The organism is Sporosarcina sp. NCCP-2331 (assembly GCF_023707945.1).
Classification (GTDB): Bacteria; Bacillota; Bacilli; order Bacillales_A; family Planococcaceae; genus Sporosarcina; species Sporosarcina cascadiensis.
In genome coordinates, this window is sequence record NZ_BRCD01000013.1 from 59,797 (window position 1) to 72,543 (window position 12,747).

Below are 12,747 nucleotides of genomic sequence, written 5' to 3' on the forward strand. Positions count from 1 at the left end.
GACAAGACCGCCATGGCAGCGGTCTTTTTTCATTGCCTCGCGAGCAAAATGGCAAAATAGACAACCATCGCAAACAAGCCAAGCGGGACACCGGTACGCGCCCATTCACCGCTCCGAATATTCAATTTGCCTGCTGCGATAATGTTGGGGATATTCCCGGGAATCAACATCCCCCCGCTAATGAGCAATCCGAGTAAAATTGCCTGAATGGTTGCTTCGTCCATTGCGGGACTGATTTCCGCCGCAGCCAGTGTCGCATTATCGAGGACGGCAGAAATCATATTGATCCAATATAGCGTCAGCGGATGGAGGTCCAGTAAATAAAGACGGATCAGCGGTTCGAACCCTGCACCTAGAAGTGTCAATGCAAGAACGAAAATATAGACTTTCATCCCCCTTACGAGAATGCCCCCATATGACTCCGCCGCTTGTCCGGACGAATCCCGGGTTGAACGGCGACTGGGCTTGATCAAGAAGACGGCCAGCAATCCGAAAGCGAAAACGCCCGCCACAATATCCCATCCAAGCAGATTCATCAGATAATAAAAATCCTCGTTTAATTTACTGGTCGCAATCGTCGAAAGCGGTTCTCCAATAGGTGTCAGCACCGCGCCCATTCCAATTGCATAACATGCCAGGATTACAAAGCGTATTTCTGAACGGCGGTCCATCTGCAGCACGGAAGCGATGGCAACAAGCACAAGTGCTGCAATAATCGCGGTAATGATACTCGAAATGAAACCGAGGATCATGATGATACAGGCCAGGAAAAGCCGGAATGGAAGGAGCCGGCTCCAATAAAGAACAGCACTCTCAAAAGGACCGCGCACCCAGCGGAAGACAATGCCCGCTGCAATGACTGCAAACGTAATATGAAGAGGGTCTTGGAGTGCCTTCGTGATGAGCGGCGGCTGCAGCACTCCGCTGATATATGCGGCAGCGCAGCCCATCAAGAACAAAAATAGTTCCAGGTTGCGCTCTATGCGGTGTACCGTAAATGGCAGCAATAGGACCAGCACTAAAATACCTATCAATCCAATAACCATGTCATTCTCCTTTTCGCCAATATTTCTTCTTTACTCTATGCAAAGCGCCGATTCATCTTGCATACAGTCTGAATAGAATAGAAAAAAGAGGAGGAGGACACGCTTTGGAAGTAACAGATATTGTACTGATTCCGGTTATTATCGGATTGATAGAACTTCTAAAACTATATGGCCTGCCAAAAAAACTGATGCCGATTTTATCACTTGCGTTAGGTATTGGTGGCGGGATCTTTTACTTGTTTCCGTATGATTGGAAATCAGGAATATTGGGCGGGATCATTATGGGGTTGTCGGCGAGCGGGTTGTATTCGGGCAGTAAGACGATTGTGAAACGTAAAGATTGTGAAGAAGACGAAAAGTGAAGATGATAATTTTTGCAAAAGGACAACGATTTATATCTCAGGTTCACATGGATGGCAATCCTTTTAATGATTCAGCAACCCTATAGTAATTGCATGAGAACCCGGTACAGCAACTAAAATAGGTGTTGAAATCGTATAAATGTGGTAAGATAAACATATATTAAAAAAGACCGGGTGCGTCAACACCCAGTCAGTGCAGCTGACATCCGCATGAAGTGCGGTTGGCCAGTAAAGACTTAAGGTATTACAAAGAGAGTAACCACTCAGCTTACTTGGCGTTAGCGGAGGGTGGTTACTTTTTTCTGTTGATGAATAGAGCAATTATCGCTACAATGGCTGTTGCCGCTGTTGCGAGGAACACGCCAAATTGAAATAACATGTTCATTGCTTCGTATGTCACCATGTAAACACCCCCTTTCAAAGGGAGTGCCAACCGCCCATCCGCTGTATGTCTTCTACTCTTCAATTATACCATTACAAAGTATGAAAAGAAACCTAATAGGGATCATATGTTCCTTCATTATTAGTAAGAAACCTCATTGAACTTTATTGACTTTAAAAGCAACATAACTAATAGGGCGAGTAGATAAGATGAAAATCTCCACTGAACGCGATAAGATAGAAACGGTATCTATTTTAGAGAGGCGGAGATTTTCAATGAATGCTTACGACGAGTACATGCGTGGGATTGTTACCCCGATGCGCGAAGAATTGACAACTGCAGGATTTACTGAACTGACAACAGCTGAGGCAGTGGAAGATACATTAAAAGAGTTAGAAGGTTCAGCACTTATTGTCATTAACTCTGTCTGCGGCTGTGCAGCCGGTTTGGCACGCCCCGCAGTGCGTGAAGCAGTGGAACAAGTGAAGCCCGATCATTTATTGACGGTGTTTGCCGGACAGGACAAGGAAGCGACGGAAGCTATGCGCGCGCACTTCCCCGAAATTCCACCGAGCTCTCCTTCGATTGCGATATGGAATCAAGGCAAACTTGCGTATTTCGTGCCTCGTGAACAAATCGAGAACTTTGACAAAGATCATATTAAAGATCACCTCGTCGATGTATTGACGAATGTAGTCGGTCAGTGAGCCTGATTATGACGACGGCCGGAAGACCTGATGAACAGTCCGCTGCTTTGCTGCAAGAAGCAGCGTTACGTTTGCAGGCTCCTGTCGTTGAACGAAAAAAGCGGTCCATCACCAAACTGCAGGACATCTATCAATCGGATGTGCTTGTGGCGGGGAAGGACCGCTTTTCGTTTTATAAGAGAGGCAGCGAAGAACCATTTTTCTTTCATCCGAATTCTGCAACCTATCGTTTAAAGCGTATCTTAAAAGGCGAAACCGATCCTTTAGTAGCCGCAGCAGAACTCTTACCCGGTGATTCATTCTTAGATTGCACATTAGGTCTCGGATCGGATTCAATCATTGCGGCAAGCGCCGTCGGAGAAAAAGGAACAGTAACAGGGACAGAAGCAGATGAAATCGTCGCATTTTTAACGAAGACGGGCCTGTACAGTTTCCCGATTGATTTTCCTTTATTACGAGAAGCAATGGAGCGCATTCAAGTCATTCATTCGGAAGCGGTGACGTTTTTGAAAACTCGTCCGAGTAATTCCTATGACATCGTGTTCCTTGATCCTATGTTTACTACACCCATCGAGGAATCTTCTAATTTTGAGAGCCTGCGGTCGGTCGGGACTTCTTACAGTTTGACGGAAGAGTGGGTGGAGGAGGCATTAAGAGTTTGCAAGCGGCGCGTGGTGCTGAAAGACCATTATCAGTCGCCCATGTTCAAGCGGTTTGGTTTTATTCAGCAAATTCGTTTACATACGAAAGTGCATTATGGTGTTTTGGAGAAGTGATTATGCCAATCCGAGCGAAAGTTCTGCAGCAGCAAACCAAACCTTAGCAGAACCGAACCAAACTGCCTTACACACATCCGAACGAAAGTTCTATTTGAACGCTTGTAACTCGCTTCAGACCGCACCAAACTGGCTCTCAACCGAGCGTACCAACTTAATTTTCATAAAAAAACTGTGCAGACTGAGAGTTAACTCAGTGTGCACAGTTTTTTACTTTGGTTTCATCCAGCTGCAGACGCCAGACTCTCGGGACGTTTTGGTCTTAAAGATAAAGGCAAAGAGCGCCTTTATTTTTAAGCCCTCCAACGCCTGTCGAGGCTGAACGGCGTCTTCCGCTTTTGATTTCATCCGGCTTCGAGCGCCAGACTCTCGGGACGTTTCAGAATAGCAGTAAAGGCAAAGAACGCCTTTATTGCTATTCCTCCAACGCCTGTCGAGTCTAAACGGCGCTCTCAGCACTTGTTCATTAATGAGTGAAATTAAGGGAGCTCAGGTATAGAGTCAATACTAGCATTCCGATTCCCAGCAGCATGTTAACGTCCATTGTTGCGACCTCCTTTTATCCAGCATTTCGGTTGGTTGAATTCCGCTTAACTTGCAATCAGCGAACTTTTTGTGAAAAGAATGATACAAGTTTGACTTTATTGTACAATGAAATAGAGAAAGAAGAAACCTTTTGCCGTGCATTTCGTATGACTAAGTAAGATGTATGACGGAATTTTGAAGGGAGTGGGGAATATGAAGCAATGGCTGCAGCGGTTTATGATTGCCTCTGTCGCAGTATTAACGCTTGGTGCCATTACGCCGAGCCATGAAATCTGGCTGAATTTTCAAGACAAAGACGAACCGAATGAAACCGATTCCACGACACGTGATACCCATTATTCAATTGATTTAGGTGACTCGCCAACGGATCAGCTGACTACACCTGCTTATCCAACTCTTTCAGATGAAGACTTGCTGCTCGGCACTGCACGTTCGCTATCTTACGAAAAGTTTGGCGAGCGCATCGGGCCAGTGATTCAAAATGAATTTGATACGGAAATTTTCCCGCGAATCGAGGCAGTCATCCAGACAAGCTTACATAACGCATCAGAACGCCGGCTCGCAATTACGGAACAGCCTTCAGGCGATTACGCAGAAAAGATTTTCCATGTCTACGATAAAACGGCAGAACAAGACGTAATCCGATTCCATGTACGTACAGAAAAGCGCCCGATCGACGGCTATTTTTACAATTTTCATTACCACACGGCTGAAGACGAATTTACCGCGCATCACACACTGGGTGATATTTATTGGTCGAAAAACACACCGCCAAAATGGCTTTCGTAAGATGCCATTTTGCGGTGTGTTTTTTTGTCTGAATTTCGGGGATAGACATTATTATTGTCGAAGCGGAAATAATGCTATAATGTAACTACTTTAACCAAGTGGCATCTTTAGATAGAGGAGTTTGAAAATGAAGCAATATTTAAATCTCTGTGAACATATTCTTGAAACAGGAACGAAAAAAGGAGACCGTACCGGAACTGGAACGTACAGCGTGTTTGGCTATCAGATGCGTTTTGATCTGGCGCAAGGTTTTCCCCTGCTGACAACAAAACGGACGGCGTTTCGCTTAATCGTGTCTGAATTGCTGTGGTTTTTGAAGGGCGATACGAATATTCGGACGCTCATTCAGGAGCGTAACGGCATTTGGGACGAGTGGGCATTTGAGCGCTATGTGAAAAGTGAAGCGTACACGGGACCAGATATGACGAATTTCGGTCATCGAGTACTGGAAGACGAGCAGTTTGCAGAAGTTTATCAAGCAGAACTTGCAGCATTTAAAGAAAAAATACTTGCAGATGAAACCTTTGCTCAAAACCACGGGGATTTGGGGCCTGTCTATGGGAAACAGTGGCGTGCATGGGACTCGGGAATCGGTGTGATCGATCAGCTGGCGCAAGTCATCGAAAGCATCAAAACGAATCCTGATTCACGTCGTCATATCGTAACTGCCTGGAATCCGGCAGAAGTAGATGAAATGGCATTGCCGCCCTGCCATTTGCTGTTCCAATTTTACGTAGCGGACGGAAAACTGTCATGCCAATTGTACCAAAGAAGTGCGGATGTGTTCCTTGGCGTGCCGTTTAATATTGCGTCCTATGCGTTATTGATTCATTTAATTGCACATGAATGCGGACTTGAAGCGGGAGAGTTTATCCATACGCTCGGTGATGCCCACATTTATCAAAATCATATAAATCAAGTAAAAGAGCAGCTGTCAAGAGATCCAAGAGACCTGCCGACTTTGAAAGTCCGTTATGAAGGCCGTTCCATTTTCGACTTGCAGACAGAAGATATTACGATAGAAGGCTATGATCCGCACCCAAGAATCAAAGCACCGATCGCGGTATGAGGAGGAGAAACAGTTGATTTCATTACTAGTGGCACATGATCTGCATCGAGTGATAGGAAAAGACAACCAAATGCCGTGGCATATTCCAGAAGAACTGGCTTACTTCAAAGAAAAGACCATGGGAAAAGCAATGGTGATGGGAAGGAAGACGTTCGATTCGATCGGACGTCCGCTTAAAGGCAGATTGAACATCATCATTACGCGAAATGAATCGTATCAGGCGGAAGGCACAGTGGTCGTACATGATCTGGATACAGCCATTCAGAAAGCAAGAGACTATGCAGAAGAAGTGATGATCATAGGCGGAGCGCAGATTTTTGAAATGACGATGGGAACGGCTGACCGGCTATACGTGACTGTTATCGAAAAGTCCTATCCGGGTGACACATTTTTCCCGGAATATAATGAAGGCTTTCAACTGACGAATGAGTCCGATACACAATATGCGGAAGACGGCACGCCGTATGTCTATCAAATTTGGGACAAAAAATAACAGCGCCCTTATACATAAAGAAGGACGCTGAAATACATGCATGCACTGCCTGCGATGACGAATAGATGCCAAATTGCATGATTGTACGGCAGGCGGCGCCATGCGAAAAAGACAGAACCGAATGTGTAGAAGATCCCGCCAGTCACCAGCAGCCAGAATCCTGCAGCCGGCAGCTGTTCATAAAGCGGCTTGATGGCAATAATGATCAGCCAGCCCATGATGATATACAGCGCGAGGGAAGCTTTTTCAAACCGGTTAATGAAGAAAATCTTGAATAAAATTCCGAGCAGTGTGAGACCCCATATGATGCCGAACAATGTCCAGCCCAATGCTCCTCTTAATGTAACGAGCATAAATGGTGTATAGGTGCCTGCAATTAGAACGTAAATTGAAGAATGGTCTAATATGGCGAAAATCTCTTTCACCTTAATAGGCATACTATGTAGTAACGTACTCATTAAAAACAACAGCAGCATGGAAACGCCGAATATGGTGAAACTGACGATGGCGATTGCAGAGCCGCGATGAACGCCTGCCAAAATCAGGTAAACCAGTGCAGGTATGCTCAGCACAAAGCCGATAGCATGAGTGATCGCGTTCAAGCGTTCCTCTTTCAGATTTTTATAATCAAATGCGTCATTCAACTGACGACACCCCCTTCAATGAACACTATAGCAAACAAATAATAGAAAATCGCATACCGCACTTGACAAAGGAGACAGTTCACATGAAAAAAATACACATTGTCACAGATTCAACTGCAGACTTGACAGAAGAAATGATTGAAAAATATCAGATTCATGTTGTACCGCTGACGCTTCAAATCAATAATCAGTCGTATATAGATGGAGTAGAACTTCAGCCAGATGAATTTTTAGACCTTATGCGCGAATCAAAGGAACTTCCAAAAAGTTCGCAGCCTGCGTCGGGTGTCTTTCAGAAATTATATGATGAACTGGGGGCGGACGGTTCCCAGATTATTTCGATCCATATGACGGGAGGGATGAGCGGCACGGTGAAATCTGCAGAAACGGCAGCACAGGCATCCGCGTCAGACGTAACCGTTATTGATTCTATGTACATTTCACATGCGCTGACATTCCAAGTGCTAGAAGCCTGTCGTCTCGCGGAAGAAGGGAAGTCCCGTGATGAGATTGCAGAGGCGGTAGAAAGCGTCCGCAAACGCTCTTCCCTGTACGTAGTCGTGGACGTTCTTGATAATCTAGTGAAGGGCGGACGTATCGGGAAGGGCAAAGCAATGTTCGGTTCACTGATGAATATCAAGCCGATTGCGACTTTGAAGGATGGCGTGTATACGCCTGTCGCAAAAGCTCGCAGTCATAAACAGGTCGTTACCTACTTGATGAATGAGTTTAAAAACGAGACGGCAGGGAAAGTTATACGGAGTGTCGGGATTGCTCATGCCAATGGGCTCGCGATGGCCGAGCCGTTAAAGCAAAAGATTGAAGAAATGGGCATCCAAGTGAAACTCACATTTACTACGCCGATCGTCAGTACGCATACCGGCGAAGGTGCGATTGGATTTATGTTTTACACAGACTGATAATGTAAGAGGGGAAGATAGAGTTTATGAGAAGAATGATCATGCTGTTATTCGTCTTCTCATTGTTCATATCGGGGTGCCAAGCACCATTTAGCCAAAAAGAAACGACATTGCCAGAAAGAGAACCTGTTCTCTTTGAACCATTTTCCATTCCGGAATATTTTGTTCCGCAACGCGTCAATGTCCTCGGTCTAGGAGATTCATTGACACAGGGAGTGGGAGATGAACGTAAAGAAGGCGGTTACTTCGGACGCTTGACAGCAGAAATGGAACAATGGAAAGGTATAAAGGAAATAGATGCCGTGAATTTAGCCAAAAGAGGACGGCGGAGTGACCAGTTTTTAGACCAATTGGAAGATCCCGAAGTTCAGGAAGCGATCGTACAAGCAGATTATATCGTCTTTACCATGGGCGGCAATGATTTGATGAAAGTAGTTAAGGGAAATTTTATGAAGATGAAACTTTCGGATTTTTATAAGGAACTCGGAAAATTCGAAAACAGGATGGAAGAGTTGTTCCATTTGATACGATTGCTGAATCCGAACGCGCCAATTATTGTGGCGGGAATGTATAATCCATTTACCGTCGTGACGGATGAGGTGCAGGAATTTGAAGAGATTGTCGATGATTGGAACGCTTCGCTGGAAGAGCAGGTGAAAAAGGACGGGGCAGCCTGTTTCGTACCTGTAAAAGATTTATTTAATTCGAATAAAAACATGGTCTATCATACAGATTTCTTTCATCCGAACAGTAAAGGATATGATTTGATGGCAGATCGATTTGTCGAAGAGATGAAAAAATGTTCTGCGATTGAGCTGGAAGTGGAGTGAATGCAAGAATGAATTTTTGGAAAATAGCATTTTTCAGCCTGGCAGGACTGGTCGCCGCATCGCTTGTCGGCCTGATTTTATTGATTGGCGGTACGACTACATCACCTCCTCTTCCCGAATCAGACGCCACACAGACGGAAGGCTATACGCTGGAACTGAATACAACGAAAGAAAACTTTGAAGGTATTGCGAATACGTATATTCGGAAAGCGGTAAAAGGATCGCTCCCGGTTGAACTCGAAATGCGTGACGACGTGCTGCTGACATCTGAATTGACGGTATTTTCATATACACTGCCGCTGGCCATGCATTTTGATCCGGTAGTGCAAGAGGATGGAAACTTAATCCTTAAGCAATCGTCTATGGAATTAGGACATTTAACGATTCCTCCATCAACTGTTTTGAAATTACTGAAAAATTCAGTGGAGCTGCCGTCTTGGATGGTTGTACGCGCAAAAGAAGAAGAGATTTTTATCAATTTACAGGATCTGCCGATATCCGGAGATGTACAAGTGAAGGCAAAAGAAGTGAATTTAGCTGAAAATGATATTATATTGGAAGTATTAATTCCAAAAAACTAAGGAGGCTGCACATATGGCTACACAATACGCAACATTTGCAGGCGGATGTTTCTGGTGTATGGTTAAACCGTTTGATTTATACGATGGGGTACGTTCCGTCACATCAGGTTATACGGGAGGGCATAAAGCGAATCCGACTTATGAAGAAGTCTGTTCTAATACGACAGGCCACCGCGAAGCTGTCCAGATTGAATTTGATGATGAAATTATTTCGTATCCCGAATTACTGAATATTTTCTGGCAGGTGATTGACCCTACAGATGCAGGCGGACAATTCGGTGATCGCGGTGAATCATATAAATCCGCAGTCTACACGCACTCTCCTGAACAGCAGAGAGAAGCGGAAGAGTCGAAGAATGAATTGCAAGCAAGCGGCAAATTTAATTCGCCGGTCGTCACAGAAATTCTGCCTGCCCATCCGTTTTATCCGGCAGAAGAGTATCATCAGCAATACTATGAAAAGAACCCGGGGCATTATGAACGTTATTCTGTCGGCTCAGGCCGGGCAGGATTTATCCAACAACATTGGGGGGATCGCTCGTGAAGGAAGACTTGAAAAATCGATTAACCGAAATGCAGTATCACGTCACACAGGAAAGCGGTACTGAACCGCCTTTTCGCAATGAGTTTGACGCACATTATGAAGACGGAATCTACGTCGATATCGTCTCTGGCAAGCCTTTATTCAGCTCAAATGATAAATATGATGCAGGCTGCGGATGGCCGAGCTTTACGAAGCCGATTGAAACAGCGGAAGTAACGGAGCATTTTGATACGGCTCACGGCATGCGCCGCACTGAAGTACGAAGTAAAACAGCAGATTCCCATTTGGGACATGTCTTCCCGGATGGACCGTCTGATAAAGGCGGACTGCGCTACTGTATCAACTCTGCATCCCTGCGATTTGTCCCGGCAACCGACCTGGACAAAGAAGGTTATGGAGAATATAAGGGATTATTTGAGTAAGGGAAGGTGACGGCGATGGACCGATCCTTTTATCATTTTGCGCTGAGATACCGCGGCGGCGGGAAAGATGATCTGAAAGCCATGTTCGCAGAGAAAATGTTTCGTGATGCCAGTTTTCCGAAAAATGAAGAGGAATTTGATTTGCTGTCACGCTATATTGAAGATCAGGCAGATGCCGATTTGAGCTCTGTCACTTTTGACGAATTGTATGCGATCTACCAGGATGTATGCAGCAGGTGAACGGCGAGGTCTTCATTGCATCTCGCCATTATTCACTGTATGATAAAAACAAAATAGTGAAATGAGGCTGAATCAAATGAGTATACATATTGATGCAAAACAAGGGGATATCGCAGAAGCGATTCTATTGCCCGGAGACCCGCTGCGTGCGAAGTATATTGCCGAAACTTTTTTAGAAGATGTAGTGCAGTATAATTCAGTACGGAATATGTTCGGCTTCACAGGCACGTATAAAGGGAAACGTGTTTCTGTTCAAGGGACAGGCATGGGTGTTCCATCTATATCAATTTACACAACAGAACTGATGCAGGAATTCGGGGTGAAAAAATTAATACGTGTAGGAACGTGCGGAGCGATTCAAAAAGACGTCAAGGTACGCGATGTCATTCTGGCGCAGGCTGCTACGACTAACTCTTCATTGAATGATGTATCATTCGGACCTATTCGTTATGCGCCGATCGCAAACTTTGATTTACTGATGAAGGCATATAATGCAGGGAAAGAAAAGGGCCTTCATTTACAGGTGGGTAACGTCTATACAGAAGATTTCTTCTATAATGAAGACGGTCAGCACGAGAATTTGGCGCGTCACGGCGTACTGGCTGTAGAGATGGAAGCAGCAGCCCTTTATACACTTGCTGCACGCTACGGCTGCCAGGCACTTGCTGTATTAACTGTAAGTGACCACATTCTGACAGGCGAAATCACGACACCGGAAGAACGCCAGACTACATTCAATGAAATGATTGAAGTGGCTCTTGAAGCGGCAATTGCTGAGTAATCCATACAGAACTGATACAGAACTCTCCCGAAAAGACCGCTCTTGGCAGCGGTTCTTTTCATGAGAGTATAGAAAGTAGGGAAGACGATGAACGAGAACGATTCACAAGAAAACGGCATGCCGGAACCGGAACCGGAAATAAAACCGGAACCTAGCCGGTATATCCGTATTAAACCGTTTTCGTTGATCATGCTCATCTTTGCGCTCGTCTTAACAACCGCAGCAGTCACATTTGTTGCGTTGACAGTTGGAGAAGATAAAGTAGTAGAGGTTGTGAAACCGCAGCAAGTGGGCAGTGAACGAAAAGAATTCAAAAAACTTTTCGATGCATACGATCAATTGAAACAAAGTTATTTTGATGAAATCAATGACCAGGATGTAATAGACGGTGCAATTAACGGCATGGTCGACGCACTTGGCGATCCGTATTCCGACTATCTGAATGAAAAAGAAGCTAAACAGCTGAATGAAAGCATTTCGTCGAGTTTCGAAGGGATTGGTGCGGAGATCCAGGAGTCAAACGGCTATATCAGCATTGTATCGCCGATAAAGAATTCACCGGCTGAAAAAGTAGGCCTTCTTCCGAATGATACGATTATGTCAGTAGATGGAAAAAGTATTCAAGGCATGTCTTCTTCGGAAGCAGTGCTGTTGATTCGGGGAGAAAAAGGATCGACCGTTACGTTATCGGTGCAGCGCGGTACACATAAAGAACCGTTTGATGTGAAAATTGTACGTGATGTGATTCCAATCCATACGGTGTATGCAGAAATGCTGGATGATAAGATTGCACATATTAATATTACATCTTTCTCTGAAAATACGTATCAAGAATTATTGGAATCATTAAATGAAATGACGGAAAAAGGCATGCAGGGCGTGCTGATCGACGTGCGTCAGAACCCGGGCGGTATTTTGAGCGCGGCAATCGATATTTCCGACTTATTTGTAGACGAAGGCAAGGCATTATTCCAAACACAGGAAAAAGGTCGACAGCCTGAGATCTTCCCGGCATCAAATGGCCAAAAAGTAGAGATCCCGGTGGCGCTCATCGTGGATGACGGCAGTGCCTCGGCTTCTGAGATATTAGCGGGTGCCTTGAAAGAGTCTGCGCATATTCCGATCGTCGGTGTAAAAACGTTCGGTAAAGGAACGGTACAGACGCCTACACAACTGCAGGATGGTTCGAATTTGAAACTGACAACTGCAAAGTGGCTGACACCTGACGGCAACTGGATTCACAAGAAGGGAATCGAGCCGGATGTCAAGGTGCCGTATCCTCCATACGCAAGCCTTCCTTTCCTGGATTCATCTGAGGAACTGAAAGAAGGACAAGTATCGCCTGCCGTTCAGGCAGCAGAAGAGATGCTCGAAGCAGTGGGGTATGATCCGGGAGAAGCTGACGGTCTATATGACGAAAGCACATCACAGGCAGTGAAACAACTGCAGAAAGATCTCTCTGTCGAACAGACAGGTATTCTGACTGGCGATACGACAATCGGCTTAATGCAAAAACTTCGCGAGAAAATGAAAAAAGATGATCCTCAGTTATTGAAAGCGAAAGAAGTCGTCTTAAAAGAACTAAAAAAGTAATCCGTATGACTACGGACCCAAA

17 protein-coding genes are annotated in these 12,747 nt (G+C 45.1%); 14 read left to right on the forward strand and 3 right to left on the reverse strand.

Translation table 11 applies throughout. The annotated features are described in order from the left end of the window. Positions 1–29 precede the first annotated feature (29 nt). Positions 30–1,046, reverse strand: a complete 1,017-nt coding sequence (locus tag NCCP2331_RS09500) for a DUF1646 family protein (protein WP_251670240.1) — start codon at positions 1,044–1,046, stop codon at positions 30–32. Positions 1,047–1,150: 104 nt separating this feature from the next. On the opposite strand from NCCP2331_RS09500, the gene NCCP2331_RS09505 reads away from it, so the two are divergent. Then, the gene (locus tag NCCP2331_RS09505; RefSeq protein ID WP_153721277.1) at positions 1,151–1,408 is read left to right on the forward strand and encodes a hypothetical protein; all 258 of its coding nucleotides are present in this window, start codon (positions 1,151–1,153) and stop codon (positions 1,406–1,408) included. 292 nt (positions 1,409–1,700) lie between these two features. On the opposite strand, the gene NCCP2331_RS09510 is transcribed toward NCCP2331_RS09505, so the two are convergent. Next, positions 1,701–1,811 carry a putative holin-like toxin gene (locus NCCP2331_RS09510; RefSeq protein WP_251670242.1) on the reverse strand — a complete coding sequence of 37 codons (111 nt, stop codon included), beginning with the start codon at positions 1,809–1,811 and terminating at the stop codon, positions 1,701–1,703. Between the two features lie 254 nt (positions 1,812–2,065). Here NCCP2331_RS09510 and NCCP2331_RS09515 point away from each other — a divergent pair, with 254 nt between their 5' ends. The 5 genes from NCCP2331_RS09515 (at position 2,066) to NCCP2331_RS09535 (ending at position 6,170) form a co-directional block, all read left to right on the forward strand. Further along, the gene (locus NCCP2331_RS09515) at positions 2,066–2,497 is read left to right on the forward strand and encodes a BrxA/BrxB family bacilliredoxin (protein ID WP_251670244.1); all 432 of its coding nucleotides are present in this window, start codon (positions 2,066–2,068) and stop codon (positions 2,495–2,497) included. Between the two features lie 8 nt (positions 2,498–2,505). Further along, positions 2,506–3,273, forward strand: a complete 768-nt coding sequence (locus tag NCCP2331_RS09520; RefSeq protein WP_251670247.1) for a class I SAM-dependent methyltransferase — start codon at positions 2,506–2,508, stop codon at positions 3,271–3,273. 738 nt (positions 3,274–4,011) lie between these two features. Beyond that, positions 4,012–4,608, forward strand: a complete 597-nt coding sequence (locus NCCP2331_RS09525) for a YpjP family protein (protein WP_251670249.1) — start codon at positions 4,012–4,014, stop codon at positions 4,606–4,608. 127 nt (positions 4,609–4,735) lie between these two features. Further along, entirely contained in the window at positions 4,736–5,677 is a 942-nt protein-coding gene (locus NCCP2331_RS09530) for a thymidylate synthase (protein ID WP_251670251.1), read from the forward strand. Positions 5,678–5,690: 13 nt separating this feature from the next. Further along, positions 5,691–6,170, forward strand: coding sequence for a dihydrofolate reductase (locus tag NCCP2331_RS09535; protein WP_251670253.1), 480 nt, complete (start codon positions 5,691–5,693; stop codon positions 6,168–6,170). An 8-nt stretch (positions 6,171–6,178) separates the two neighbouring features. Here NCCP2331_RS09535 and trhA read toward each other — a convergent pair whose 3' ends face one another. After that, the gene (trhA, locus tag NCCP2331_RS09540) at positions 6,179–6,814 is read right to left on the reverse strand and encodes a PAQR family membrane homeostasis protein TrhA (RefSeq protein WP_251670256.1); all 636 of its coding nucleotides are present in this window, start codon (positions 6,812–6,814) and stop codon (positions 6,179–6,181) included. Positions 6,815–6,897: 83 nt separating this feature from the next. Here trhA and NCCP2331_RS09545 point away from each other — a divergent pair, with 83 nt between their 5' ends. From NCCP2331_RS09545 to NCCP2331_RS09580, 8 genes are all read left to right on the forward strand, one after another. Continuing rightward, entirely contained in the window at positions 6,898–7,734 is an 837-nt protein-coding gene (locus NCCP2331_RS09545) for a DegV family protein (RefSeq protein ID WP_251670257.1), read from the forward strand. A gap of 26 nt (positions 7,735–7,760) precedes the next feature. After that, the gene (locus NCCP2331_RS09550; RefSeq protein ID WP_153721269.1) at positions 7,761–8,564 is read left to right on the forward strand and encodes an SGNH/GDSL hydrolase family protein; all 804 of its coding nucleotides are present in this window, start codon (positions 7,761–7,763) and stop codon (positions 8,562–8,564) included. An 8-nt stretch (positions 8,565–8,572) separates the two neighbouring features. After that, positions 8,573–9,145: a YpmS family protein gene (locus NCCP2331_RS09555; RefSeq protein ID WP_153721268.1), complete on the forward strand. Its 573-nt coding sequence runs from the start codon at positions 8,573–8,575 to the stop codon at positions 9,143–9,145. Positions 9,146–9,158: 13 nt separating this feature from the next. Continuing rightward, positions 9,159–9,689 (forward strand): peptide-methionine (S)-S-oxide reductase MsrA, encoded by a 531-nt coding sequence (gene msrA, locus NCCP2331_RS09560; RefSeq protein ID WP_251670260.1) that lies wholly within the window; start codon positions 9,159–9,161, stop codon positions 9,687–9,689. Further along, positions 9,686–10,111 (forward strand): peptide-methionine (R)-S-oxide reductase MsrB, encoded by a 426-nt coding sequence (msrB, locus tag NCCP2331_RS09565; protein WP_264879244.1) that lies wholly within the window; start codon positions 9,686–9,688, stop codon positions 10,109–10,111. The genes msrA and msrB overlap by 4 nt, the downstream gene beginning before the upstream one ends. Before the next feature lie 15 nt (positions 10,112–10,126). Further along, positions 10,127–10,351 (forward strand): YozE family protein, encoded by a 225-nt coding sequence (locus NCCP2331_RS09570; protein ID WP_153721265.1) that lies wholly within the window; start codon positions 10,127–10,129, stop codon positions 10,349–10,351. A gap of 76 nt (positions 10,352–10,427) precedes the next feature. Continuing rightward, positions 10,428–11,132, forward strand: coding sequence for a purine-nucleoside phosphorylase (deoD, locus tag NCCP2331_RS09575; protein ID WP_153721264.1), 705 nt, complete (start codon positions 10,428–10,430; stop codon positions 11,130–11,132). Positions 11,133–11,219: 87 nt separating this feature from the next. Then, complete coding sequence (locus tag NCCP2331_RS09580) at positions 11,220–12,725, forward strand: lmo1851 family serine protease (RefSeq protein ID WP_251670262.1); 1,506 nt, start codon at positions 11,220–11,222, stop codon at positions 12,723–12,725. The last annotated feature ends 22 nt before the right edge of the window (positions 12,726–12,747 follow it).